Annotated in this window: 29 protein-coding genes and 1 tRNA gene; 14 read left to right on the top strand and 16 right to left on the bottom strand. The window is 40.7% G+C overall.

Features of this window, described 5'->3' with window-relative positions; translation table 11 throughout:
* Positions 1-48: 48 nt before the first annotated feature.
* The 6 genes from rimO to INP83_RS20495 form a co-directional block, all read right to left on the bottom strand.
* A complete protein-coding gene (gene rimO, locus INP83_RS20520) occupies positions 49-1,386 on the bottom strand; it encodes a 30S ribosomal protein S12 methylthiotransferase RimO (protein ID WP_146272696.1) in 1,338 nt (445 codons plus the stop codon).
* 113 nt (positions 1,387-1,499) lie between these two features.
* Positions 1,500-2,462, bottom strand: coding sequence for a signal recognition particle-docking protein FtsY (gene ftsY / locus INP83_RS20515; RefSeq protein ID WP_219125729.1), 963 nt, complete (start codon positions 2,460-2,462; stop codon positions 1,500-1,502).
* Between the two features lie 179 nt (positions 2,463-2,641).
* Entirely contained in the window at positions 2,642-2,800 is a 159-nt protein-coding gene (locus INP83_RS20510; RefSeq protein WP_095705631.1) for a DUF4295 domain-containing protein, read from the bottom strand.
* A gap of 68 nt (positions 2,801-2,868) precedes the next feature.
* The gene (gene rpmG, locus INP83_RS20505) at positions 2,869-3,051 is read right to left on the bottom strand and encodes a 50S ribosomal protein L33 (protein WP_022830075.1); all 183 of its coding nucleotides are present in this window, start codon (positions 3,049-3,051) and stop codon (positions 2,869-2,871) included.
* 67 nt (positions 3,052-3,118) lie between these two features.
* A complete protein-coding gene (gene rpmB / locus INP83_RS20500; protein ID WP_095705630.1) occupies positions 3,119-3,352 on the bottom strand; it encodes a 50S ribosomal protein L28 in 234 nt (77 codons plus the stop codon).
* 124 nt (positions 3,353-3,476) lie between these two features.
* On the bottom strand, positions 3,477-4,292 hold the full coding sequence (locus tag INP83_RS20495; RefSeq protein ID WP_219125728.1) for an alpha/beta fold hydrolase: 816 nt from the start codon (positions 4,290-4,292) through the stop codon (positions 3,477-3,479).
* A 312-nt stretch (positions 4,293-4,604) separates the two neighbouring features.
* On the opposite strand from INP83_RS20495, the gene acs reads away from it, so the two are divergent.
* From acs to lpxB, 10 genes are all read left to right on the top strand, one after another.
* On the top strand, positions 4,605-6,506 hold the full coding sequence (gene acs, locus INP83_RS20490) for an acetate--CoA ligase (protein WP_219125727.1): 1,902 nt from the start codon (positions 4,605-4,607) through the stop codon (positions 6,504-6,506).
* Positions 6,507-6,541: 35 nt separating this feature from the next.
* Positions 6,542-6,748: a hypothetical protein gene (locus tag INP83_RS20485; RefSeq protein ID WP_219125726.1), complete on the top strand. Its 207-nt coding sequence runs from the start codon at positions 6,542-6,544 to the stop codon at positions 6,746-6,748.
* Between the two features lie 262 nt (positions 6,749-7,010).
* The gene (locus INP83_RS20480) at positions 7,011-7,196 is read left to right on the top strand and encodes a CsbD family protein (protein ID WP_146272703.1); all 186 of its coding nucleotides are present in this window, start codon (positions 7,011-7,013) and stop codon (positions 7,194-7,196) included.
* A 159-nt stretch (positions 7,197-7,355) separates the two neighbouring features.
* Positions 7,356-8,174, top strand: a complete 819-nt coding sequence (locus INP83_RS20475; protein WP_219125725.1) for an alpha/beta fold hydrolase — start codon at positions 7,356-7,358, stop codon at positions 8,172-8,174.
* Positions 8,175-8,578: 404 nt separating this feature from the next.
* Positions 8,579-9,922: a hypothetical protein gene (locus INP83_RS20470; protein ID WP_219125724.1), complete on the top strand. Its 1,344-nt coding sequence runs from the start codon at positions 8,579-8,581 to the stop codon at positions 9,920-9,922.
* A 230-nt stretch (positions 9,923-10,152) separates the two neighbouring features.
* Entirely contained in the window at positions 10,153-10,521 is a 369-nt protein-coding gene (locus INP83_RS20465) for an acyltransferase family protein (protein ID WP_219125723.1), read from the top strand.
* A gap of 80 nt (positions 10,522-10,601) precedes the next feature.
* Positions 10,602-11,087 carry an acyltransferase family protein gene (locus INP83_RS20460; RefSeq protein WP_219127773.1) on the top strand — a complete coding sequence of 162 codons (486 nt, stop codon included), beginning with the start codon at positions 10,602-10,604 and terminating at the stop codon, positions 11,085-11,087.
* Between the two features lie 44 nt (positions 11,088-11,131).
* Complete coding sequence (gene surE, locus INP83_RS20455) at positions 11,132-11,905, top strand: 5'/3'-nucleotidase SurE (protein ID WP_219125722.1); 774 nt, start codon at positions 11,132-11,134, stop codon at positions 11,903-11,905.
* Positions 11,898-12,158: a hypothetical protein gene (locus INP83_RS20450; RefSeq protein WP_219125721.1), complete on the top strand. Its 261-nt coding sequence runs from the start codon at positions 11,898-11,900 to the stop codon at positions 12,156-12,158. The genes surE and INP83_RS20450 overlap by 8 nt, the downstream gene beginning before the upstream one ends.
* A 2-nt stretch (positions 12,159-12,160) precedes the next feature.
* Complete coding sequence (gene lpxB, locus INP83_RS20445) at positions 12,161-13,273, top strand: lipid-A-disaccharide synthase (protein WP_219125720.1); 1,113 nt, start codon at positions 12,161-12,163, stop codon at positions 13,271-13,273.
* Between the two features lie 78 nt (positions 13,274-13,351).
* Here the strand turns inward: lpxB and INP83_RS20440 are convergent, their stop codons facing one another.
* Together INP83_RS20440 and INP83_RS20435 are read right to left on the bottom strand one after the other, a co-directional pair.
* On the bottom strand, positions 13,352-13,507 hold the full coding sequence (locus INP83_RS20440) for a hypothetical protein (protein ID WP_186458792.1): 156 nt from the start codon (positions 13,505-13,507) through the stop codon (positions 13,352-13,354).
* A gap of 199 nt (positions 13,508-13,706) precedes the next feature.
* On the bottom strand, positions 13,707-13,895 hold the full coding sequence (locus INP83_RS20435) for a hypothetical protein (protein WP_186458793.1): 189 nt from the start codon (positions 13,893-13,895) through the stop codon (positions 13,707-13,709).
* An 813-nt stretch (positions 13,896-14,708) separates the two neighbouring features.
* On the opposite strand from INP83_RS20435, the gene INP83_RS20430 reads away from it, so the two are divergent.
* From INP83_RS20430 to INP83_RS20415, 4 genes are all read left to right on the top strand, one after another.
* The gene (locus INP83_RS20430) at positions 14,709-16,325 is read left to right on the top strand and encodes a Na+/H+ antiporter (protein WP_219125719.1); all 1,617 of its coding nucleotides are present in this window, start codon (positions 14,709-14,711) and stop codon (positions 16,323-16,325) included.
* 65 nt (positions 16,326-16,390) lie between these two features.
* Positions 16,391-16,464: transfer RNA gene (locus INP83_RS20425), tRNA-Ala, on the top strand.
* A 146-nt stretch (positions 16,465-16,610) separates the two neighbouring features.
* Entirely contained in the window at positions 16,611-17,327 is a 717-nt protein-coding gene (locus INP83_RS20420) for a pirin family protein (RefSeq protein WP_219125718.1), read from the top strand.
* Positions 17,327-17,632 (top strand): hypothetical protein, encoded by a 306-nt coding sequence (locus tag INP83_RS20415; RefSeq protein ID WP_219125717.1) that lies wholly within the window; start codon positions 17,327-17,329, stop codon positions 17,630-17,632. The genes INP83_RS20420 and INP83_RS20415 overlap by 1 nt, the downstream gene beginning before the upstream one ends.
* 11 nt (positions 17,633-17,643) lie before the next feature.
* On the opposite strand, the gene INP83_RS20410 is transcribed toward INP83_RS20415, so the two are convergent.
* From INP83_RS20410 to INP83_RS20375, 8 genes are all read right to left on the bottom strand, one after another.
* Entirely contained in the window at positions 17,644-18,423 is a 780-nt protein-coding gene (locus INP83_RS20410) for a polysaccharide deacetylase family protein (RefSeq protein WP_219125716.1), read from the bottom strand.
* Positions 18,423-19,394, bottom strand: a complete 972-nt coding sequence (locus tag INP83_RS20405) for a glycosyltransferase family 2 protein (protein ID WP_219125715.1) — start codon at positions 19,392-19,394, stop codon at positions 18,423-18,425. The genes INP83_RS20410 and INP83_RS20405 overlap by 1 nt, the downstream gene beginning before the upstream one ends.
* 145 nt (positions 19,395-19,539) lie before the next feature.
* Complete coding sequence (locus INP83_RS20400) at positions 19,540-20,703, bottom strand: glycosyltransferase family 87 protein (protein WP_219125714.1); 1,164 nt, start codon at positions 20,701-20,703, stop codon at positions 19,540-19,542.
* A 91-nt stretch (positions 20,704-20,794) separates the two neighbouring features.
* Positions 20,795-23,353 carry a hypothetical protein gene (locus INP83_RS20395; protein WP_219125713.1) on the bottom strand — a complete coding sequence of 853 codons (2,559 nt, stop codon included), beginning with the start codon at positions 23,351-23,353 and terminating at the stop codon, positions 20,795-20,797.
* A gap of 32 nt (positions 23,354-23,385) precedes the next feature.
* Positions 23,386-23,643, bottom strand: coding sequence for a hypothetical protein (locus INP83_RS20390; RefSeq protein WP_146272734.1), 258 nt, complete (start codon positions 23,641-23,643; stop codon positions 23,386-23,388).
* A 255-nt stretch (positions 23,644-23,898) separates the two neighbouring features.
* The gene (locus INP83_RS20385) at positions 23,899-24,570 is read right to left on the bottom strand and encodes a response regulator transcription factor (protein WP_146272736.1); all 672 of its coding nucleotides are present in this window, start codon (positions 24,568-24,570) and stop codon (positions 23,899-23,901) included.
* 5 nt (positions 24,571-24,575) lie between these two features.
* A complete protein-coding gene (locus tag INP83_RS20380) occupies positions 24,576-25,391 on the bottom strand; it encodes a sensor histidine kinase (protein WP_219125712.1) in 816 nt (271 codons plus the stop codon).
* Positions 25,392-26,121: 730 nt separating this feature from the next.
* Complete coding sequence (locus INP83_RS20375) at positions 26,122-26,517, bottom strand: hypothetical protein (RefSeq protein WP_219125711.1); 396 nt, start codon at positions 26,515-26,517, stop codon at positions 26,122-26,124.
* Positions 26,518-26,709: the final 192 nt, after the last annotated feature.

Below are 26,709 nucleotides of genomic sequence, written 5' to 3'. Positions count from 1 at the left end.
ATTAGATTTTAATATCTGAATACCAACAAGGCGCCGCTGCAAACGGTTTTATTTTACAATTTGTCCATAAAGGTCAAAGTCCTCGGCACTGTTTATCTTTACATTAACAAAAGTACCAGGTGCTGCGTAATTCACGCTGGCATCTATCAATACCTCATTATCAACCTCGGGCGAATCATACTCTGTCCGGCCAACAAAATAGCCGCCGTCTTTCTTGTCGATCAACACCTTGTAGGTGTTGCCTATCTTCTCCTGGTTTTTCTCGTAAGAGATACCTTGCTGGATTTCCATAATTGCATCAGCGCGTTCCTGTTTTACTTCCTCAGGTACGTCATCAACCAAAGTGTGGGCATGGGTTTTTTCCTCGTGCGAGTAAGTGAAACAACCCAAGCGGTCGAAGCGGGTATCCTCAACCCATTGCGCCATTTCTTCAAAATCCTGCTGGGTTTCGCCGGGATAGCCTGTAATTAATGTGGTACGCATAGCAATGTTAGGCACCCGGTCGCGGATCTCGTTCACTACATCAATAGTTTTTTGCTTGGTCAGCCCACGGCGCATCGATTTCAGCATGTTATCTGTGATATGCTGCAACGGCATATCCAGGTATTTACAGATATTGTCGCGCTCGTTCATTACTTCCAGTACTTCCATCGGGAAACCTGCGGGATAGGCGTATTGCAATCTTATCCATTCTACACCGTTTACATCGCTCAGTCTGCGTAATAACTCATCCAGGTTACGTTTGCCGTATAGGTCTAAGCCGTAATAAGTCAGATCTTGTGCAATCAATATCAATTCTTTGGTGCCATTGGCAACCAGGCTCTCCGCATTTTTAACTAATTGGTCTATTGGTGTGCTTACATGTTTACCACGCATTAGCGGGATAGCACAGAAAGAGCATGGGCGGTTACAACCCTCGGCAATTTTAAAATATGCAAAGTGCGAAGGCGTGGTTAACAAACGCTCGCCAATCAATTCGTGGCGATAATCGGCGCCGATATTTTGTAAAATATTCTGTAGATCGTTAGTACCAAAATAGGCATCAACATTGGTGATTTCGGCTTCCAGCTCGGGTTTATAGCGTTCGCTAAGGCAACCGGTAACGATAACCTTACCCACTTTGCCCTGCTCTTTAAGCTCGCTGTATTGCAGAATGGTATCGATAGATTCCTGCTTGGCATTATCAATAAAGCCACAGGTATTGATCACCACAATGTCGTTTTGCCCAACTTTATCAGCTTCATGCACCACATCAAAGGCGTTGCCCTTAAGCTGGCCCATCAGCACTTCACTGTCGTAAATATTTTTAGAGCAACCTAAAGTGACTACGTTTACCCGTGGCTTAGCTGTTGGCTTTAGTTGCTTACTTATTTCTTTAGTCCTCATTATATCTCACTATGTCATTGCGAGCGATAGCGTGGCAATCTCCTCGCGTTAATGATCTGCAAGCGACGAGATTGCTTCGTCGTACCTCCTCGCAATGACAAATCCTTATTTACTTAATTAAACAGGCTATTCACAAACTCCTGCCTGTCGAATAACTGCAGGTGATCAATACCTTCACCTACGCCGATGTATTTAACCGGGATCTTAAACTGGTCTGATATACCTATCACCACGCCGCCTTTTGCGGTACCGTCAAGCTTCGTTAATGCCAGCGCATTAACCGCCGTTGCTTCTGTGAACTGTTTACATTGCTCAATGGCGTTTTGTCCGGTTGAGGCATCGAGAACTAATAAGATCTCATGCGGAGCACCTGGGATAACCTTCTGCATCACGTTTTTGATCTTGGTTAGCTCGTTCATCAGGCCAACCTTATTATGTAAACGACCGGCAGTATCAATAATTGCCACATCATCACCATTGGCTACGGCCGAGCGCAGGGTATCAAAAGCTACAGAAGCAGGGTCGCTGCCCATGGCCTGCGCTACAACTTTAACGCCAACGCGCTCACCCCAAAGTTTGATCTGGTCAACTGCTGCCGCCCGAAAGGTATCTGCCGCTCCCAATACAACCTGGTTACCCGCTTGCTTTAGTTTGTGAGCAAGTTTGCCAATGGTAGTGGTTTTGCCAACGCCATTTACCCCAACCACCATTATTACATAGGGCTTATGGTCGCCGTATTCAAGGGTGCGAAAATCATTGCTGTTGTTTTCGGCAAGCAGCTTTTGTATCTCGTCCTTAAGAAGGGTATTCAGCTCAGATGTACTTACATACTTATCGCGCGCAACTCGGGCCTGTATACGCTCAATGATCTTTAAGGTAGTAGTAACGCCTACATCTGATGTTACCAGTACTTCCTCCAGATCATCCAGCACGTCATCATCTACTGTTGAGCGGCCTGCAACAGCTTTTGTTATTTTAGAAAAGAAACTGTCTTTAGTTTTCTCGAGGCCGGCATCCAGTACCTGCTTCTCTTCCTGCGTGGTTTCTTTCTTTTTAAAAAAATCAAATAATCCCATACGTGATCAGAATTTACAGAATTTTAGGATTCTCAGAATTTATTTATCTATCAGAATTTGAAGAGGTAAAGCATTAAGTAAATTCTTTAATTCTGTAAATTCTGGTTCCAGACGAACTTATAACAAAAAAAGCCCTCTCGTTGTAAACAAGACGGCTTTTATATTTTTATCAAAAGTGATTACAGTTTACCTGCAATAGCATCTTTAATGTTATCGTTTGGAACGATCTGCTCTTTGAATGAGTAAGCACCGGTACGTGGCGACTTAACCATTGTAATAACTTTTGAAAATTCTTTTCCTTTACCTGTTTTCAGGGTTGCAACTACTTTCTTTGCCATGTTATTATGTTTTTACGTTGTAGTATAATCGAAATAGTAAACCTATTAACGGTTAAACTTCAACCAAATTACTTAATTTCTTTGTGAACTGTTACTTTACGCAATACAGGGTTGAATTTTTTCAACTCTAAACGCTCAGTCGTATTTTTTTTGTTCTTGGTGGTAATATAGCGAGACATACCTGGCATGCCGCTAGTTTTGTGCTCTGTGCACTCTAAAATTACCTGAACTCTGTTACCTTTCTTAGCCATCTTGATGTATTTTTTATCTGCTACAGGTCTCGGTGAACATCACTGCTCTCCCAATCGCTGGCTGCAATTATATTGAACCTTTTTTTACAAACTTGTTGATACAAGCAGTTATACCGTTTTTGCTGATTGTTTTAATAGCAGAAGTAGATACTTTTAAAGTGATCCATTTATCTTCTTCAGGTATATAAAACTTCTTAAGTTTTAAGTTAGGATAAAATTTACGTTTGGTCTTAACGTTTGAGTTAGAAACGTTGTGGCCATTCATGTAACCTTTTCCTGTTAAATCACAAATTCTTGACATGACAAATATTTTTTATTTACCCTTCTTCTAAAAAGAGTTTGCAAATATCAGGCTTTTAAGTGAAAAAGGCAATAGTGTAAACAAAATATTTAAAAATATTATCAACATCAATTACGGCTTCGCTTTACCTGGTTTGTACTTTTCTGTAAAGCGTAACAATTTCATCTGCTACCAATTGCGGATTATCTAAAAAAACATAGTGGTGAGTATTTTTCGCCAGAATGTATTTCCGGTTATAACGTTCTGTGGCAAACAATTTTAAACAATTTTTCCAGGCCAGGTTATCCGAACTTTTGAATGGCGGTACATCTGACCCGATAACCGTTATCGGCATTTTTGCTTTTGGCGCGGCTTCGGCGGCTCTTAAGCCCGTCTCTGCGTAACTTTTAAGCAGGTAGTACACGCCCGGTAGTTCTCTTTTAAAGGAGTCCATTTTTGTAGCGTATGAGGCCAAAACCTCTTGAGATTTTTGAGGCGTTACATAACAAGGTGTACTGGTATCTATAAAAATTGCTCCTTTTATCAAGCCGGGATGTCGGGCCGAAAATACCATTGTGTAACTCCCGCCAAGCGAATGCGCCACCATAAATAACCTCTTATCAAAACCTAACTTCTTCAATCCAACCTCAAGCCCTTCTATGTCGTTTATAACACCAACCTTATTGGTGTCCAGTCCGCTTTTACCAAAGCCAGGGCGGTCATATGTTATTAAAGTTGCATTTAGATTTTTATGAAGCATTGCTGTGATGCCATCCCAAACAGCGCCACCATCACCACCACCCGATTCAAACAGGATAGGCAAGCCCTTGCCTTTAATGATATGAAAATGCAGGCTATACGTCCCGGTATTTACCATAGTATCTAAAACCTGAGCTTGGGCCTTCACAAAACCGGCACAAACAAATGCGTAAATGCAGGTTAAAATGGTTTTTAATTTCATATATAATAAGACGCGTCTTGTAAAAACGGGTTACATATTTTTTATCTTTCCTAAAAATAGCGCAAACGTTTGCTTTAAGTTTATCCTAGAAATTAATACACCGCCAAAACGAAAAATCTATACGGATACTTCTGTTTATGAGGATTTGATTTGCGTTTGTCATCAAAATATCCTCATATTAGCATCAGTAAAACCTTTTAGCAAAAAAATAAGTGCTGAAATAGGCTTTTTAAAATTTTTTAAAAAGCTTATAATATGAATTAGCTTTTTTCTTAAAAATAACTAATTTACGCACACCATTATAACCACATTATGCAAGTTAAATCATTTGAAGAGTACCAGCACGCCTGGCGAAAAAGCGTTGAGCAGCCTGAGCAATTTTGGGAAGAAATAGCCGGCAATTTTCAATGGCGCAAAAAATGGGATAAGGTTTTAGAATGGAACTTTAAAGAACCTAAAGTGGAATGGTTTAAAGGAGCCAAACTTAACATCACCGAGAACTGCCTTGACCGCCACCTGGAGAAGAGCGGCGACGTGCCTGCCATTATCTGGGAACCTAATGACCCCACTGAAGATCATCGCGTATTGACTTACCGGCAGTTACATGATAAGGTGTGCCAGTTTGCCAATGTGCTTAAAAATAACAGCGCTAAACGCGGCGACCGCATTTGTATATATATGCCAATGGTTCCGGAACTGGCTATTGCCGTTTTGGCTTGCGCCCGTATAGGTGCCATCCATTCGGTGGTTTTTGGTGGCTTCTCGGCACAATCCATTGCAGACCGTATTAAGGATGCAGATTGCAATATCATTGTAACTGCAGATGGTAGCTATCGTGGAACCAAAGAAGTTCCGCTAAAATCAACCATTGATGATGCGTTGGTACAGTGCCCTTCTGTTAAGCGTGTGATAGTGCTCACCCGCAGCCACACCCCTGTATCAATGATTAAAGGCCGTGATGTTTGGTGGGAAGATGAGGTAAAAAAAGTTGAAACGCAAGGCAACCCTGAGTGCCCGGTTGAAGAAATGGACGCGGAAGATATGCTGTTCATTCTATATACTTCAGGTTCAACCGGTAAGCCAAAAGGCGTGGTGCATACATGCGGAGGCTACATGGTTTACACGGGCTACACTTTCAGCAACGCGTTTCAATATCAGCCTGGAGAGGTCTACTTCTGTACAGCTGATATTGGCTGGATAACCGGCCACTCTTATATTGTTTACGGACCCCTTAGCCAGGGTGCTACTACGCTGATGTTTGAGGGTATCCCAACCTGGCCAAATGCCGGTCGGTTTTGGGATATTGTTGAGAAATATAAAGTAAATATATTATACACCGCGCCTACGGCCATTCGCTCGTTGATGAGTTTTGGTGATGAGGTAGTTGCGGGAAAAGATCTGAGTTCGTTAACAAAATTAGGCTCAGTAGGTGAGCCTATCAATGAGGAAGCATGGCACTGGTTCGATGAAAAGATCGGTCATGGTAAATGCCCAATTGTTGATACTTGGTGGCAAACTGAAACCGGCGGTTTCATGATCTCGCCTATTGCAGGTGTTACGCCAACCAAGCCCGGCTACGCAACCTTGCCACTACCTGGTGTGCAACCAATTTTGGTTGACGAGAAGGGTAAAGAGATTGAAGGTAACGGCGTAAGCGGCAACCTTTGTATCAAATTCCCGTGGCCCGGCATGCTGCGTACCACTTATGGCGACCATGAACGTTGCCGCCAAACTTACTTTGCAACTTACGAGAACTTGTATTTTACAGGTGACGGCTGCCTGCGCGACGATGATGGTTATTATCGTATAACCGGCCGTGTGGATGACGTACTGAATGTGTCGGGCCACCGCATTGGTACTGCCGAAGTGGAGAATGCCATAAATATGCATAGTACCGTTGTGGAGAGTGCTGTTGTTGGTTACCCGCATGATATTAAAGGCCAGGGTGTTTACGCTTTTGTGGTAAGCCCCGGCAAACACGGCGATGAAGAGATAACCCGTAAGGATATCATAATGACCGTATCGCGCATCATAGGCCCTATTGCCAAACCGGATAAGATCCAGTTTGTAAGCGGCCTGCCAAAAACACGCTCGGGCAAGATCATGCGCAGAATTTTGCGCAAAATTGCCGAAGGCGATACCTCTAACCTGGGCGATACTTCGACACTACTTGATCCGGCTGTGGTGGATGAGATAAAGGCGGGAGCGTTGTAAGGAAAGAAACAGGAATTTGAGAATCAGGAATCAAGATGGAAATAGACTTAACCACTACTGAACTGTTTGATGATTTTTCAAGTTTTGAGAAGGAGGATGTTCATGTTGATCTGCATAATGCTTTTAATTGCAAAAGCGTTAAGTACTCAAATCATAAAATGGAACTGGTTCTTTATTTTCTATCTAACTCTCATAATAACGGCGCAGTAAGAGGTGTTTCTGTAGTTTTTTCTGGTTGTTAGATAGATAACTATGCTGCAATTTATGAAGATGGGATAGTGATTTTGATACCATTGATGTTATGTACAGAGAGCGCTTCGAGATGAGCAATGGGAATTAAGTGAGCTATCTGAAGATGGGCAGCATTATTACTGCATAAATTTTTTGCCCGATGTTAAATTTGAAGTATTTGCCAAAAAAGTAACCGCGATACTTTCATTTGACGCAAACTAACATCCCTCCTGTCTGTTCCTCTTATACATCTAAATTAAGGAGAAACACACAATGGACAAATTAGAATTAAAAGGCGGATGGAACGAGTTGAAAGGTAAGATCAAACAGGCATACGCAGATCTTACTGATGACGACCTTAAATGGGAAGAAGGTAAAGATGATGAAACCCTTGGCCGTCTTCAGCAAAAAACCGGTAAAACCCGCGAAGGATTAATAGACTGGTTAAAGAGTTTATAATTTAATAATGTAAAGGCCGCAAGGCCTTTATTTTTTGATTAAATTAGAGCCGTGAGGAATATTTGAAAGTTTTAATTGACGCATCAGGATTTATTGTTACCTGATGTTACAAACTTTAACTATAACCTCAATTAATCATTTCTACTTATTTCAAAAACTATGAAATTTACAACTAAAGACGGAACCGAGATCTATTACAAGGACTGGGGTAAAGGGCAACCAATTGTTTTTCACCATGGCTGGCCATTATCAAGCGATGACTGGGATGCACAAATGATGTTCTTCTCTCAGAAAGGTTACAGGGTAATAGCACATGACCGTAGGGGCCATGGCCGATCAACCCAAACGGCTACAGGTAACGATATGGAAACATATGTAAACGATGCTGCCGAGCTTTACGATTTTCTTGATCTGAAAGATGCCATACACGTAGGCCATTCAACCGGCGGCGGCGAAGTGATCAAATATGTAGCTAAATATGGAAAAGGCATTGTAGCTAAAGCAGTATTGATAAGCGCTGTGACTCCCTTAATGCTGCAAACCGAAGCTAACCCGGATGGTGTTCCTTTGTCTGTTTTTGATGAGATACGCCAGGGCACGGCTTTTAACCGGCCGCAATATTTTGAGGATTTTACCATTCCATTCTATGGTTACAACCGTGAAGGGGCTAAAACTTCTGAAGGTATACGTAAAAACTGGTGGAGACAGGGCATGATGGGAAGCGTGCTTGCCCACCATGATGGTATAAAGGCTTTCTCTGAAACAGACTTTACCGAAGATCTGAAAAGTGTTGAAATACCGGTACTGGTATTACATGGAGAAGACGACCAGATAGTGCCTATCGATAACTCGGCAAAAAAAGCCATTAAACTTTTAAAGAACGGTAAGCTGATCACTTATCCAGGCTTCCCGCACGGCATGCCTACTACCGAGGCAGCTACAATCAATGCTGATATTTTGGACTTTGTAAATTCCTGATATTGTAGAAGTTAGTATAAGATTTGCTTTGAGTTTTATTTGCTTTTATTATACGGTATTTGTAGTTTCAAGCAAAATAAAACCCACAAAGCATGAAAAATCTAAAAAAACTTACGAGAGAAGAGATGAAAAACGTTTCTGGAGGTAAATTTCACACTGTAATTTACACTTGTAATGATGGTAGTACAATTGAAATGCAGTCTCCTGCATGCGACACGGCTTCGCATGTTTGTGATTCTAATGGCGGAGTTAAGTTCTGTAATGGTTAAAAAGCAAACCGAGGTATTTAGATAGCTTACTTATAGTAAATCCAGAATATCATTAAAAGCCATCTCAACCGGGGTGGCTTTTTTTATGCAACGTTTTGTCCATTTCCATGTCTCTTGTTTAACTAAACTATTAACATGAAAATCCAGATCCTTATCTTCTTGTTTTTTATGCTGCCGTTTTTCGGTTTCGCACAAAAAGACCTCCCCGAATTACCGAAATCACAAAATTCGAAAATTATAGATAGGATTGCGGCTGATAAGGCAATAAATGCCGAACAAGCTACAAAACTATTGGCTGGTTACAACCAATACCCTGTTCTAAACAAAACAGGTTGTAATTACAAGTTTTACTACCAGGATACTGTATTGGGGGCAATACCTTTGCGGGTTTACGTGCCTGCGAATTATAAAAACACACAACGCTCTGCCTGTGTGTTTCAGTTACATGGTGCGGTATCGGTAAGCAAGTTCAACCTTATTGATAGCCTGGCTGATGCAGATGAGGGTGTACTTGCCGATCCGCTGAAGGCGAATAAATACATAGTGATACAGCCGCTGGCAGATAAATCCAAAGGTTTTACTTGGGGTGGCATATTTCGTAAAGGGGACGGGCCGTATCAATTCAATCTTACTTATCAGAGGCTGGCCAACATTGTGGCGGCGCTTAAACAGGTGTTAAATATTGATGATAATCGTGTTTATGCTTTTGGCCACTCAGACGGTGCCGATGGTGCAATAGGTTTAGGTGTTTATGAGCCGAGCCAGTTTGCGGCGGTGGTGGCTTACAACACTATGTTTAAGAACCTTTTTGCGCATGATTATTATATCCGGAATATTCAAAACCGATCGCTTTACGAGGTGCATTCAGATAGGGATGCTTTAAGAAGAATAGACGTCAACCGACAGATCATAGATTCGATTAAGACGTTTGACAACCGCATTAGCTATAAAGAATATCAAGGGTACGAGCATTGGGATAAGCATTTGGCAATTGACGCGCCCAATGCCGACAAGTTTATGAAGGCAAATATCCGTGACGCTTATCAACACACCATCTTTTTAGAGACTACGCAAAATAGCCCCTATAATTCCTGCGATTGGCTAACTGTTTTAAAGGCAGATACCATTAGCCAAAGCACTAATTGGTATAAGCCATTTGAAGTTACATATCGTTATTTCCTTGAAAGACAAGGCGAGTGGTATACCGATAATTACTATCAGCCTCTTAAAAGCGCCGTTGTAAAAGCTTCTTACACAAACAACGTCTTTACGCTGCAAACATCCTGTGCAGCGGAGGTAGCCCTAAAGATAAGCCCGAAGATGGTTGATTTGACTAAACCGATTAAGGTTATTATCAACGGCAAAGAAGTCTACCACAAGGCGGTTGCAGCTGATAAAATTTACATTGTTAACAACTTCAAAAGCAATTTTGACCGTGATGCGATATGGGTAAATCAGCTTAATTTCAAAGTGGAGTAATTTCTCTATATTGGCGCCAACATGCCGCAAACACAGGCCGCGGGCCAACCTTCAAAACCTAAGATCGTATACGTTGATAATATAAAGGTAGCGCTCACAGTGCTGGTAATTTTACATCACGCCTTTATAACCTATGGCGCACCGGGTCGCTGGTATTATGCAGAGAAAACTGCAAAGGCCGCTGCCGTAATACCCCATGACCTTGTTTGTAGCCGTACCAATCCTTCTTTATGGGTTGTTTCTTTTTGCTGTCGGCATTGTTTGTACCGGCATCATATTATAAAAAAGGTGTGCTGCGCTTTTTGAGCGATAGGTTGTTGCGCTTTGGTGTTCCATTAGTTTTCTATGCGTTCATTTTATCCCCCATCATGAATTTTATGGTGTACCGGTATGCCGGTAAGCATCCAATAACATTTATGCAATTTTTAACCGGATATGATGGCTGGATCCAATTTGGTGTGCTTTGGTTTGTATGGGCATTGCTGTTATTCAATATAGTATACGTGCTTGTGATTAGATTGGCAGGTGATAAGCCGCCGGTATTTAAAACACCTTCCATACCAATGATGCTGTTATTTGCAGAGTGCTTTGGATCATAACCTTTTTGGTGCGTATTATTTTCCCGATAGGATGGACATTACAGCCTTTTGGTTTCCAATTGGGGCATTTTGCGTAATACATTTTACTCTTTGTATTTGGCCTCATTGCGGCAAACAATAACTGGCTGGCGCAAACGGAATATAAACAGGGGAAATTGATGGCATGGTTTGCTGTGGCAACTATCTTTATTGGGTTTCCTGCAATGTATGCCATCAAAGTGACGTTGAACAATCCGACAGAATGGTTTAACGGGGGCTTGCATTTAGAGGCTGCAATGTATGCTTTTTGGGAGCAGTTTACAGGGGTGGCGATAATTGTTGCATTGCTTTGTATCTGCAAGCATACATGGAATACGCAATCTAAATTTATGAGGGGTTTGTCGCGCTCCGCATTTGCTGTTTATATTTTGCATCCCTTTGTATTGATTTCATTGTCAATGCTTTTGATCAATTGGCAGGTCGACCCTATTTATAAGCTTTTGGTAGTTGCGCCGCTTGGCATTATCATCAGCTTTTCACTGGGCGGCTTAGTGGTGCGCATCCCTGGTGTTAACCGCATTATTTAAAATACGACTGTTATGTAGCTTGTATTATCGCTATTTTTGTGGCGATGAAAAGCAAGCAACCTAATATACTGGTAGTAAACGATGATGGTATAACCGCGCCGGGCATAAAAGCCTTGATGCACGCCATGAAAGCCCTGGGCAGGGTAGTGGTAGTAGCGCCGGATAGTCCGCAATCGGGCATGGGGCATGCTATCACTATCGGTAAACCGCTTCGCCTGGATAAAATAGAACTTTACGATGGTATTGAGACTTACCGCTGCAGCGGTACGCCGGTTGATTGTGTAAAGCTTGCCGTCAACTCGGTTTTTAAAGGTCAGCGGCACGATCTGTGTGTATCGGGCATTAATCACGGTTTAAACAATTCTATCAACGTGCTTTACTCGGGTACTATGTCGGCCGCGGTTGAGGGCGCTATTGAGAGCATACCGTCTATCGGCTTTTCTTTGGATGATTATACCATGCAGGCCGATTTTGAGCCATGCATAAAATTTGTTAAGGAAATAGCTTCGCAAGTTTTAGCGCAGGGGTTACCTATCGGTACGGTGCTTAACGTTAACTTTCCGCAGGGCGCTCAAATAAAAGGCATAAAAGTTTGCAGGCAGGCTAACGCCAAGTGGGCCGAAGAATTTGACGAACGTAACGATCCGCACGGCCGACCTTATTACTGGCTTACCGGTGTTTTTCAGAACAACGATAATGGTGAAGACACTGATGTATGGGCTTTAGATCATAATTATGCAAGCGTAGTACCTGTACAATTTGATATGACCGCCCACCATGCAATACCTGTATTAAACAGCTGGAAATTTAATGTTTAATCGTAACAGCACTTTACTGGGAATTGGCCTGGCTGCATTGCCGCCAATTGTGTTATGGCTCATTTTTGTAATATTTTTAAAGAATGATGCCATTATTATGGATAAGCCGGCAATCCCTTACCTAATAGCCATAGGCTTAAACCTGGTTATGCTGCGTTATTTTGCCCGTAAACATTTCGATCTAACCTCGCGCGGAATTATGATGACCACTTTTGTGTGCATGTTGTTAATTGCGATATTCAAATTTCATTAAGTATGAAGTACTACCTGGTGGCCGGAGAGGCTTCGGGCGATCTGCACGGGGCAAACTTGATGAAAGCATTGAAGGAGCGCGATGCTGATGCAGATTTTAGATACTTTGGCGGCGACCTGATGCAGGCCGAAGGTGGCACCCTGGTAAAATACTACGCCGATATGGCCTTTATGGGTTTTGTAGAAGTGCTGTTTAATCTGAAAACGATCCTCAAAAACCTACGCACCTGTAAGCAAGATATATTGCAATATCAGCCAGATGTTCTCGTATTAATAGATTTTCCGGGTTTTAATTTGAAGATAGCGGAGTTTGCAAAGCAAAATAATTTGCTGGTTTGCTATTACATCTCACCAAAAGTGTGGGCCTGGAATCAAAAACGTGTCTTAAAAATCAAACGCATTGTAGACCATCTGTTCTGTATTTTACCATTCGAAGTGCAGTTTTATAAGGAGTGGGGAATGGATATCGACTACGTCGGTAACCCGCTGCTTGATGCTGTTGATGCATTTACCCCTGATCCTGATTTTAGAGAGAAGCATAATCTCCAAAATAAAAAGATCATTGCCTTGCTTCCCGGTAGCAGAAAACAAGAGATCAGTCGCTTACTGCCTGATATGGCAGCTGCTGCCAGAAGGTTTCCGGATTTTATGCTGGTTGTTGCAGGTGCGCCTTCCTTTTATGCTGATTACTATTCGCAATATCTGAACGGTGCCGACGTGCCCGTTATATTCGATAGCACTTATGATATTCTCTGCAATGCCGAAGCTGCGCTGGTCGCATCCGGAACTGCTACTTTAGAAACCGCTTTGTTTAACGTGCCACAGGTGGTTTTATATAAAGGAAATGCTTTAACCATTGGCATAGCGCGCATGCTGGTAAAGATTAAATTTATATCACTTGTAAACCTTATTATGGATAAACTGGTGGTGAAAGAGTTAATACAGGAGGATTGTAATCCAAAGGTTATCGCTACAGAGCTGAATAAGTTACTGAACGACAATCTTTATCGGACTGAAATGCTACGTAATTACGATCTTCTTGATGAGCGGATGGGCCTGCCCGGCGCATCTGCTAAAACTGCTTCGCTTATTTTGAAGTATGCTTCAAAAAAATAAGGCTCCGCTATCTGGTAGCCGAGCCTTAAGTCTCTCAAAGGTGAAATGTTTAAAATAGAATAGATGATATATGGTAGATCAGGCAGCTGACAACTGTTGTTGCGCAGCCTTCTGTTTGTTGCTTGAGAATTGATTACGCTCTCTGAAAGCCTTTAGGTCTTCCATCAACAAGTTCTTTAACTCATTATCATAACGCGCAACTAATTTGCTGGTAGCTTGTTTGTAGGTTTTCATAGGTAAATATTTTGTTGTGAGTGTTTTTGTTTTAGTTTTAGTGTAGATGTTTTAAATCATTAAGCTGCTTTTTTTGATTTGATCGCTTTTAGATCACTCATCAAAATGTTCATTAGCTCTTTATCGAAACGGTTAACTAATTTGCTTGTTGCTGTTTTTTGAGTTTTCATAGTTCAAGTATTTTTATATTCAGTTATAGTTATTTGTCTTTGTTTTTGTCTTCTTCTTCGTCCTGGTTCTCAGTCAAATTATCGTGCCTGCGTTTTGCCTCTCTGTGTTGCCTTTCCACTTGCTCCTCGTCGCGGCTGTCTGAGGTTTTCTCCGGCTCTCCTGGGTTGTCCCATTCCTTTTCGTCGCCGTTTTTCTCAATAATGTTATCGATAGCCATAGTAACGTTGTTTGATATATGCTGTTCCAATTGAATGCCAAAAATTCCAAATCGGAGAAAAAAAATTGCGAGAAGTGAAAAATATCTAAGTGAACGTTGATATTAGATAATTTGAGTGGATTTTAAACCGTTTCAGAAATGGGTTTTTAGTATTAGCAATACCACGTGATCAAAAATGTACTCTCAACATTAAAAAAATGATGCAAATCAATTATAAATGTGTTCGGTTTTGAATAATCAAGTGTAAGGTTGTATTGTAATCTTCTATTATAGGGAAGTATTTACGACCAAACGCTATTATTTTTAAATTTTTTGGTTATTTATGATTTAAACTGATCAATTATGCAGCTTTAGCACGTAAAATGATATAAAAATTAGCAAATCAATCACTTTATTAAACATTTATTACTATTTATTGGTTAAATTAATGTTAATAACAAGTTATCTCGGCTTTTTATATGATAAATTTTAAGTTTTTATTGAAAAAATTATGATTATTTTGATGAATGTTAATATATTTGCTTCATCGTTGCGAGAGCGATAAAATAATTAGGTTGCAAATCAAAAGGTTACAATTTAATTACAAAATTTATTTTCTGATTTAAAAGATAGTGTTACTTTTACACTATTAAAATTTAATAAAAAGTCTTCTCATAATTTAGGTTTATAATTGGTTAGTAAAGGCCCCTGCCCATCAGGGGCTTTACTTTTTTATAAACTTTTCATAGTCGTTGTCTGTTATTTAGTCCAGTATCTTTCGCAGTGATGCATCACGATGTATATTTGATTATCTTAAACCAAAATTCACCTCCATTGGAAAATACTCACTCGGTTTTAGTGCTGTGCCTTGGGCTTGTGTTCAGCGTATCATTATTGGTTCTGCTGGCCAACAGATTGAAGATTGCCTACCCTATTTTTTTAACCCTTGCGGGCTTATTGATCAGCTTTATTCCCGCTGTTCCTATCATACATATCGATTCTGATCTTGTATTTCTGGTGATACTGCCGCCTATATTGTATGATGCTGCGCAAAATATGTCGTTAAAGGCGTTATGGCGTTGGCGCCGTATCATCAGTGGTATGTCTATAGGTTTCGTACTTTTCACAGCAATTGCCGTAGCGTTTGTAAGCCATTGGCTTATTCCGGGCTTTACTATGGAGCAGGGATTTTTGTTAGGGGCTATTATATCTCCGCCCGACGCCGCAGCCGCCACGGCTGTTTTGCAATACGTAAAGCTGCCTAAAGGCATGGTCTCCATATTAGAAGGTGAAAGTTTGCTGAATGATGCTACTAGCTTAACCATATTCAGGTTTGCTTTGGCGGCAATTTTAACCAATCACTTTACGTGGGGGGCAGCAGCAGGTGGTTTTATACTGGTAGTTATGTCGGGTATCTTCATCGGGCTTTTGTTCGGATTGATATTTTACGCCATATATAAATGGCTGCCCACAACGGTTGATCTGGACATAGCCATTTCCTTGGTTATACCTTATATCATTTATATTACTGCAGAGGCGGTTCACTCATCAGGTGTATTAGCAGTTGTTAGCGGGGGCTTGTTTATCGCCTACCAAAATCACTTTGTTTTTTCGCATAGCAGCAGGCTGCGGTCGGGGGCGCTATGGTCGTCAATTGTATTTATATTGAATGCTGTTGTTTTCTTTTTGATAGGATTGCAATTGCCGGATATAGCAAAAGGCATTGGCTCTGTTGCTATGGGTACTGCGCTTGTAATTGCATTGGTAATATCTTTAGTGGTGATAGTTGCCAGGATGGTTGCCGGCATATTTACTGGGGTATTTACCCGTTTTATGGGCCGCTACATTACAGTTGCACAAAGCAATCCGGGCTGGCGTAATCCCTTGATCGTTGGGTGGGTAGGTATGCGTGGTGTAGTATCATTAGCATCGGCACTATCAATTCCTTTGCTGCTTGAAAACGGAAAGGCATTTCCCCATCGCAACTTAATACTGTTCATCACCTTTGTTACCATCGTTGTAACCTTGGTGGGGCAGGGGTTGGTACTCCCGTGGGTGATAAGGGTCGTGAAACCGGATAAAGGTATCGATCAAAGACCAGACGACCAGCAGATAGTAGAGATTGAATTAAAATTAATGAATACTGCCGTGGCAGAAATGGACGAAAAATACGATAGCCAAATGCAAAGCAACCCATTGCTATTGCATAAGTACGAGTTTGTTAAAAATAAGATTGATCTGCTGGAGTGTTCTGTAAAAGGTGATGGCGAAAGAGAGTGGGCCAACAAACTGGTTAAGGAATATAGACGCATCATGACAGCCGTTACCGAAAAAGAGAGGAGTAAACTCCATTACTTCCGCAAAAAGGAAGGCTTTGATGATGATGTGATCCGCCTGATAGAGAACCGGCTTGACCTTGAAGAGGAGAATATGAAAGATAATGTTGAGTAAACGGATATCCGCACTAAAAATTCTTTTCCATTTTACTTACATAATGATATATTTGCAGCCCACACGGGGGATTAGCTCAGCTGGCTAGAGCGCTTGCATGGCATGCAAGAGGTCATCGGTTCGACTCCGATATTCTCCACTAATTTTAAATCGCCCCGCAAGGGCGATTTTTTTCTTTTAAGCCAATCATTTATTCGACAAATATTTTTTAACCTCACACTTAACCTACATTAAGTGCAAGCAGTGCAACGGCTTGTACCTTTGTATCAACAAATAACAATTACAATGGCACAAACAGTATTGCATAAAGCAGCAACCCGTGGTTTTGCAGACCATGGTTGGTTAAAAAGTCATCATACATTTAGTTTCGCTAACTATTACAATCCCGAAAGGATAAATTTTGGCGCCCTGAGAGTTTTGAATGATGATAGTGTTGACGGTGGCAGAGGTTTTGGCGAACACCCGCATGATAATATGGAGATCATATCCATACCGTTGGAGGGCGACTTGGAACATCGCGACAGCATGGATAATGTTGCTGTGATCAAAAACGGGGATATACAGGTGATGAGCGCAGGCACTGGCATTTATCATAGCGAGTACAATAAAGCAGCTAACAGCCAGGTAAAGTTTTTGCAGATATGGGTGTTCCCTAATAAGCGTAATGTGGAACCACGGTATGATCAGCTTACTTTGCAGGCTGAAGACCGCCATAATAAATTGCAGCAGGTATTATCACCAAACCCGGATGATGCAGGGGTATGGATCCACCAAAATGCCTGGTTTAACCTCGGCGAATTTAATAAAGGCATAACAACAGAATATAAAATGCACAAACCGGGACAGGGCGTTTACGTTTTTGTTTTAAAGGGGGATGTTAACGTAAACAATGTGCTACTGAACACCCGCGATGGTTTAGGGATCTGGGATACTGATCAGTTTTCGATCACTGCTGAAACCGACGCTGAGTTTTTGTTAATGGAAGTACCAATGGAATTTTGATGATGAAAAAGTGTGAGATATTGGTGGTATGCCGCCATCCGGATATTCTGGCGACAGTTGTAAGGCTGATCAACAATAACCCGGAGTGGCATGCCACAGGCTGCCAGAGTGATGACAAAGCTGTTAAAGCTTTTATGCTAACCAAACATAATGTGGTATTAATTGGCGCAGGTGTTGAAGCTGAATCTGAAGCAAACTTGCGGGAGGAATTTATTGCGATAAACACAAAAGTAAAGATCGTTCAGCATTTCGGGGGTGGTAGCGGTTTGCTGTCTGCGGAAATATATGGTGCCTTACAAAGATAAGATAAGCAGATCTATCTTATCAACGTTTCAACAAAATCAACGGTGCAGCCAAATGCAATTTGTTTGCTCTGTGCCCATTCTATAATCTCGGAAAGCCTTTTCAGAAGTTTTTGCCCTGAATTCCTGACAATATAAGAGGGCAGGCCATATTGTGGCTTTGTTGGAAGATCAAAAAATTCCCAGGGATGGAAATATACGTTGAGGTAGCCGTCTTTTTTTAAGGTTGAAGAACAAAGGCTTTTAAGCAGCCACATGGGCAGGTTATGAAAGCTCAACCAAAATAATGGTATGCGTAACAACGGCGAAACGGAAGCCGGTAGTTGCAATACTCCACTTTTATAAAAGTATGTGCGAGGCTGATCAAAATTATTATAACGCCCCGGTAGCCAGGTAGGATTTAATGATGAGTTGTAAACGTAACCTGCTTTAGATATTTCTTCCTCATCAACCGGCATCATGCGCGGCATCCTGAATCCTGTAACCGCGTCGGCGGTAATTTCCTGTAATCTTAGTCGCGACCGCAAAAGATCTTCGGTAGCAAAAGCGGAATGGTAATATCCGTGAGAAGCCACCTCGTGCCCATCTGCTATTATTTGCTTTATCACATCCGGCTTGTGGTCAGCGTAATTAGCCGTGCAGTAGAAGGTGGCTTTGATGTTATATTTTTTCAATAATGCCAGCACCGCGGCATTGCCAATTGTTGAGACAGCTAATTGTTCATCAAAATTTATTTCCTTGCCAAGCTCAATAGGCAGATCAAACTCTTCAAGATCAAAACCAAGTAAGATCATCAGTTAAGCGGGAAATCCAATTCTTGACGTGCCGCTGTGACTACATTTGTTGACCGAATAATGTAGCTTGGTCGGTTCTTAGATTGCGCAAATATTTTACCCACATAAATGCCGATGACGCTGAGCAGGAACAATTGCATGCCACCCAAAAACTCAATAGAAGCGATAAGAGAGGCCCAGCCGGGTACTGCATACCCCTCAAAGTAACTGATCAATATATATGGAAAATATAAAATAGCTAATGCTGCAAAACCAAGCCCTATGCCGGCTGATACATACAATGGGCGCGGACTAAAGGCCATAATATTACCAATGGCGAATTTGAGCAGCTTAAAAAACGAATAACTCGCGTTGCCCATGTGCCTTTTAGATGGCGTGTATGGGAAGCCTATCTGTTTAAAACCAACCCATTTTACAATCCCTCTAAAGAATATCTCAGATTCATCAAGTTCTTTTAGTTGCTTAACAACCTTTGTGTCTATTAAACGATAGTCGGCAATACCATTTTCTAATTTAACGTCAGAAAGGGCGTTAATAACCTTATAAAAAAGTTTAGATGTTATGCGCTGGTAAATCTGTGCATGCTTGTTCGCTGTTTCGCGGTAAGTATAAACTACATCAAAACCATCTTCCCAATAGTTGAGCATTTTTTTGATAAGCTGGGGCGGGTGCTGCATATCTGCATCAATGGTTATTACTGCATCACCTTTGGCAAGGGCAAGCCCGGCCTTTAGGGCATAATCCTTACCAAAATTTCTTGAAAGCTCAACATAATAAACGTTGCTTTGCAGGCGAGCATTAAGCTTGATCTCGTTTAGCGTGTTATCTTCGCTGCCATCGTCCACAAATATCAGTTCGTAACTGTAATCAAGTGGCTTAAATAAATCTATAATATGGTTAGTAAGTTCACTAATATTGCCTTCCTCGTTGTGTGCAGGCACAACTACAGATATTAATTTGCGGGTGGGCATCGGGTTTATTAGATAGGGTGATTAATACTTTATTTAAACATTACGGTAATTAAAAAGCAAGTGATACAGCTATTTTAAATTTTTGTAACATTTAAGTTACTAATATAGATAAAATTTTAATCACACATTATATCTCATGTAATCCTTACGATGCGTTTACAATTCTCTCTTCGGCTTCAAAATTACGTGTTAGCATTTCGCAGATTATTTTAAGCCAGATAATAAGGCAGGGTAGCGATTTTAGGCGGTAAGGGTTCACATAATTCTTGGTCAAAAATTCCGGGAAGATGTCTGAAGTAGAAAAGCTCGTTAAAATTATAGCAAGCACCAGTAAGAATATCTCAAATTTGGTTACCGGCCGTTTAAGGTTCATGAACCAGATACCTACACCAGTTAAAGCAATAACATAAGTTGGCGATTCTGCTGAGCTACTGAAGATCACTGTAAATATCAATACAGAGGCAAGTAGCAATAAGCGGTAACGGGTATAACGATAAGCGCTGATCCGACAGTAAGGCAGCAGGAAAAGCAAAAGTGCAGGAGCTATCACTGCCAGGTTGTTCAGGTTGTTGATTTTAAATACTCTTGCTATCATCCCAAGTACAGAGATATTCTGCATCTCTGAGGACATATTTTCTGTGTTTTTCGCCACAAGGTCATAATACCAATCGCGGTAGGTTCGCACAATAAATGCCGGAGATGATATCGCCATCGGCAGCACAAACAATACTGCCGACCAAAATATGAGGCTGCTTATAAGTTTCAGTTTGTGATCAGAGAAAAAGAAAAAAGCCAGGCCTACGATGCCATAAAGTTTAGTCATGGTGCCTAACATGATCATGAGTGCTGCCCAAAAATCTTGTTTGGTGTTGATGAAGTAAAAGGTGAAAATAATAAATGCAGCTATACTGGGGTTGAACTGAAAGTAAAGCGATGATCCAACTAATTCGTTAGTGCATAGCAACAATATATAGTCAGACAGGTTGCTTTTGATCGGAAGTTTTTTGATAGCCAGGAATAGAAAGAAAGCGTTAAAAAACACCCAAAGCACAACCCCAATACTATCTGGCAATAAGGCAAACGGGGCTATTAGCAGCGAAAATACCGGGCCGTAATGATTACGGTCATAGTAATATTCTGGTTGTTGAACGTAAAGATTTAGTTGTTGCGTTACGTTCAGAAAATTATGCTTAAATATAAGGTAGTTATTAAGCGATTGATGCGAACAAACAGTTTTAATAACAAGGAAAAGGCTAATGCTAAACCAAAGGAAATATATAGCGTTACGTGCTGCGGTTGCACGGTTCATACTAAACGTCATTTGAGAGTTATGTTTTCGGCAAAGATAGCTAATCCTCTAATTGTAACAAATTAATTACACGTGGGGTGCATGCAGAGCTTTAATGCTGAACAATAGTCATTTCCGGAAAGATAACTTCTTTTAACAAGCCAAGTTCTCTGCTTAGTTTGCAAAATTCATAACGGCACTGTTTATAAAATTCCGGATAAACATTAACAAGTTCCGTGTTATTGACGATGGTTCCCAGCATGATACACTTTGAAAGATTATGCTGACCTGCCACATCCATAAATGCCCTTGTATTATCAATGATATGGATGTAGTCTTTTTCTAAAAGATTGATCTTTATGCGAAGAGCGTAAAAGGCAGTCTTCATATAATCTGTAAAAGTTTCCGGGCTTTGCCTGTAAAGCGCCTTATAAAGCTGGTAGCTCTCTGAAAGTTCAACGGTGCGGCCATGCCTGTAGTAGCAGTCCGCTTTTATCAGGCCGATAATAAATGAGTAGCCATGTTGTGCTGATACCTTAGGATTTTTGTAATTTTTCTCCAACGTACTGATATAGCGCAGTGTTTTAAGTGGCTTTTGAAAGATGATAAGCGTGTAAGCGCCTAAAAGGAACAGCATATCATGCGAAGCAGTATTGGTAAAATAGTTACCCTCTTTTGGTGGATTAAAGTAAAACCTTGTCAGCTCCTGTCCAACATCACGTTTTATTTCGCCTGTCTTCAGAAAACTGTAGATAGCATCCAGGCATTTAACAGGATTTATAGCAAAGCGGTTAAAGCTTTCTGATGGTAGGGCTTTGAGCTTTACAATGCATTCTTCCAGTTCGTTCATGTCGAACCTTAAAATAGCCGTAAGCGCTAAGGCAGTATGTATAAGCGCTTTTTTGCGGTTACTCAAATTAAATTTAAGCAAGCCTTGCAAGGTTCGTTTATATTTTAGGCTGATGAATTCGAGCCCGAAGAAGTAGTTGAAAAGCTCCGGACTGCAGTCTTGTCTGAAGAAGGATCTTAACGATTCGCTTTGCCCTTGGGTGGCGCATTGTTCGGAAAACATATCACCCATAAAGTTGATGAGGTCTGCCTTTTCAGTTAAGCTTAATTTAGCGTGCGTAAGCAGATCAAAATTGCAATGCTGCCCGGCTTTAAATGCATAAAGCACACACCACTGTAGTACGGGCACTTTTTGGGCGTTAGTTTCAAACAGGTTGTTTATCTGTGCTATCAGGCTCTCGTCAAAAATAGAATTGTTATTATATAGCAATGACTTGGCCAGAGCATGATTTTGGAAATACTGGTTAGTAAATTCAATAAATGAATTATAGTGTAAGCCCGTGCTTTTATTGATCTCACGAAGGTATCCAATACTCAGTAGTTCATGATACGCCTGGTAGTAAAGCTTAATTAAACCATTAACCTTTGCGCGCGGCACCGTAAAGTTACCGCTGGCAATGTCCATTTCATCAGCCAGGCCTTGTATAAGCAGCATTTTCTCTGCCGAGCTTTGGCCCATATAAATTTTATTAAGTATAAATGTTGAAACAAGCTCATACATGCATACCTGACTGATGTTATTAAGGCAAAAGTTTTGTGAGTTTTGTTTATAGTAAAATTGAAAATAAAGCGGATGGCTAAATTGAAGGGCTATATCTGTAGAAATATTGTTAGTGTTTCCCTGGTTTATTTTTGATGCCAGTTGCCTCACTTCGCCGGTATCAAATAAGGGAACGTTCAGCGCGCTGTTTTCATCGCCTATGAACCTGATAAACCAGTTTTCATCGTTAAGGTTAAACTCGTGCCTGTTGTTTATCCAAGTGAATGAGCGCATGGTAACGATGAGTTTGAACCAGGATGAACCTTGGTACAATGCTAAAATATCCAATAATTGCGCCTGCAGTAATTTATATTGTTCTGGTTTGTAAACATGCTCATCAAAGGCGTCTATGATCAGGTAAAAATTGCCGCCCTTTTCGCGCTGTTGGTTTAGCATCGCAGCAACATCGTCATTAGCAGTATAACCAAGTAAGGCAAGCAGCCAGTGGTTAATATCCTGCCCGCTTAAAAAGGCGTTCATCAATGCGCTGGTACTAAAAAACAGTACAACATCCTGATTGTTGCCTGCTCCGTTGTTTAACAAGCGTTCTTCTATCCAATGGCAAAGTGCTATGGTTTTACCGTGACCGGCTGGTGCAGCAAGCACCGTAGCAGAATAATGGTTATTTACAAAATCGTCCAGATGGTCTGATACAATACGCCTGGTGATGGTTTGACTATACGGTATGCCAGATTTATTGCGAAGTACCTGTAATGTAAAATTGGTGATCTTTTGGGCGTTTAGGTTTAAGCTGTCCCAATCAGGCGTGGTATATAGTGTGGTTTTGTTAGGTTTAACTTCCTGGCTGTGGCAAAAATCTTCCCAACCTTTAAATCCACAATATTTTGCCATTACATCAATTGTGAAAATTGATGGCTTAAACTTGCTGTAAGCAAAACCAAATACACGCTTAAGCGTAGTTTCGCTTACGCTTTGTTTGGTATGCCTAATAATGTCAGCTGCTATAATGCGGCAATCATGCGGGGTAATATTACTTAATCCCGATGTTGCGATAACAGCTCGCTTCAGTAGTTCATAATATTGTGGTAAAAATGACGTCATAAGCTAAGAGTAAGATGGACGTTAACATGTTTTTATGCAATAACCAGTTTTATACACTCGCGTACAGTCAGTTCTTCAGAAACATCTCCGGCACTTATTCTTCTACCGGTATTATAATCTAAGGCAATTTGATGCAACCGTTGCTCAAGCAGGCGGCAGCGCTCAGCGCTGTTATAGCCAACTTTTGTTAACGGTGTATTAGCCAGCAAGTTGTAGGGGTATTGGGCTGGCATGCCACCTGTGTTCAATATATCAAATTTAATCTGATTTGTTATAAATATGATATCCATCTACGCTTTTCCGATTAAATTATTAAAACTTTTCAGAATAATTGGTTTGTACGTAAATATAGTTAAACAAGTTATACAAAAAGGATGGCAATAATATCGAAGAAAATGAATTGCTGAATACTATAATCTGTAATGATATATTTTCGCTTAAATTGATATAATATTTCTAATAGGTTAAAAATTAACTCTAAAAGGTTGGATTTTAACAGTAGAGCTGCCGAGAAAAACTGTAAATCACGTAATTCTACGTGGTTTCTAAATGGAAAGATCAACCAGTTGATGTTTTAAAGCGAACATAACCAGTCCGGCAATGGTTTGGCAACCAATTTTGTTCATTAGAGAGTTGCGATGACCTTCAATAGTGCGGACGCTAAGGAACAGCTTATCAGCTATTTCCGTATTGTTGCGATCTTTACATATTAATTCCAGCACCTGAAGTTCGCGCCGGGTAAGCTTAGCCGGTAACTGATTCATGCTTTTAGTTAAAACAGCGCGTTGCAGATTGGTATTTTTAAGGGCGTGCTTTACTTCAGCATTGAAATAGAAACCATTTTTATTGACAGCTTCGATCGTGTAAATGAGTTCTGAAGCTTCACAATTCTTAAGCAGATACGACGCAGCGCCGCTGTTGATCATCTGGGTTATCAGCATTTCATTGGCGTGACCAGTAAGGACTACCACTTTTATCGCCGGATAATTTGCCTGTAAATATTTATTGAGCTCTATACCGTTCATATCCGGCATATCCAAGTCAACAATAGCTACGTCAATATTTTCGGCAATTGCTTCTAAAGCGCTTATAAAATCATTACCACCTTGATATTCACCGGCCAGATTAAAGGTATCGACCGAATTTATTAAAACGGCCAAACTTTGCCTGAACAGGTTTTGGTCATCAATTACAGCAATATTTATCCGCCTGTTCATTGGGGTTAAACAGTTTTAGGAGATGGGATAGGGTAACTTATCTCAATGTTAAATCCTTGGTTATCAAATAGCGGAATATTGTAACTTGCGTTGATGTTGAGCAGTCGGCTTTCAATGTTCTGCATACCCATCCCTTTCTTAAATATCTCAGGGCTTACCGTTAAGCCCTTGCCATTATCCGCATAGTCTAATAGCAGGATATTGTCTCTTCTTTTGACCGTTATAACAGCAGCACTTGCGCCAGAATGTTTGATGGTGTTGTTAAGCAATTCCTCTAAAACCCTGTAAAGTGCTGTTGCTGTGTTGATGGGTAACTCAGAAAGTTCCTGTTCAGCTTCGTTTATAAAATCAATGTTTAGTTTGCCGGATTGACTGATCATGGTGCAATGCTCTGCAACAGCTGCTGACAGACCGTAATAGCGTAGGGTAGTAGGCGACAAGTTATGTGAGATGTTTCTCACATCTTTAACTATCTTATCAATGATGGTTTTGCTTGATCTGGAAAACTCTTTAAAGCTATCGTCATCTTTTCCGGTAGGTTTAAACATCTCTATAAGCAATCTCAGGCCCGATATGGTTGAGCCTACATCGTCATGCAGGTCTTGCCCTATTCTTTTGCGCTCAGCTTCCTGCATCTCAATGGTGGCACGCAGCAACTCTTTCTGGTGCTCTATTTGCGCCTGTTGAAATTCCTGGCGTTGCCTAAGCAGTTTGTTTTGATTTCGGACTGAATAAATGATAAAGGCGGAGACGAAAATGAACACGCCCACCATGGCAAGAATGATCAGGACGGCTGTGTTATCGTTATTTGTGATCTGCATTTGCTAAAACCTATTGCAAATAAAACATATTCTATGATTAATATAGTATCATGAAATGTCCATACTATATCGGTAAATATGTTTCGTTCTAAAAAAAAGTTAAAAAAAATAAAAATGATGAACCCAACTGCGTAATACATCAAAAGCCCGGCGTTAATCCAATTAAAATTATCGTCTGTCCATTTTTTTTCGTCCGCGCCTTTTTTGATCACATACCCCATACAAAACGCTACTATTATAAATGCGCAAATTGGCCGCGAGTAGGTGTTAAACTCTATTTTATTTTGAATGAAGAAATAATTAATAACACAAAAAATATCGAAGATGGCTACCATAAAATACATATATGGCCGCCATCGCTTATCATAGACATAGCTGAAGATAAGTGTAATGAAAGTAAATTCAAGTATAGTATAGAAATGGAATAAGCCCACTGTGTGATAGTGATGAGCCATCATGATAAGGGAAATCAAATTCAACAAACTGCCTGCAATGGTAAAAAACAGAAGAAGTTTAAATGGTGCGGGTAAACAAAGATAATTTCTTAAGCCAATAAAGATGGGTATAAGCGCGCTGATTGGTACAATATACGTGGAATAAAAGTCGAACATAAAAAGGGGATGTGCAAGGCCTAAAGATAATTAAAGCTATATACATCATCCCCTTAAAATCAAAAAACTGTCGGCAAAAAGATAATTATCAAAGTAGCTGATAGTCTCGATTAGCCTGATTATTCTACTGGAGGTTCTTCCGTACAATAAGGTGGGCAAGATTTGCTCATGTCGTAAGTGTTGCTTTGACTTCCATCACCACCTTCAACCTCGGTACCGGATCCGGGCTGTCCCTGAGGCATGATAATACGACGGACTTCTTTGCCATCCACTACCGGAATAAAAATAAGTTTTGCAGAGGTTGGATCGTCGGCGATCTCAAGACCGATGTGCACTCGTACAGCCTCTGCATCAGGATTAAACTGTACAATGTTAGTAAAACTTGCAATGGGGATAAGGAATGACCGGATGTCAAAGTCAGGCTCCTGGTCGGTAAGGAATGCTTTCCAATTAGCGATCATCTGGTCGGCTTCAATAACAGGGATGCTTCCTTCAGGGAAAAAAGATTCACTCATTTGTTTTGGTGTTTTAGATTAATAAATAATGAATTGATGTTTTAAGCGTTGACTTGTTAAATCTGTGCAATTACATCAGTTAGCTTTGGCTCCCGCCAATGCAATTCATTGGAATAAGTTTTTTTCTCTGAGCAGCTAAAATAATGAACAAAATGGATAGACCACTCTTTTTGTGAATAAAATGGTAAAGCT

It is taken from the genome of Mucilaginibacter sp. 21P (assembly GCF_019331605.1).
In the GTDB taxonomy this organism is placed as follows: Bacteria; Bacteroidota; Bacteroidia; order Sphingobacteriales; family Sphingobacteriaceae; genus Mucilaginibacter; species Mucilaginibacter achroorhodeus.
The sequence above is the reverse complement of the archived record's forward strand: the minus strand, read 5'-3'. Positions and strand labels throughout refer to the sequence as shown.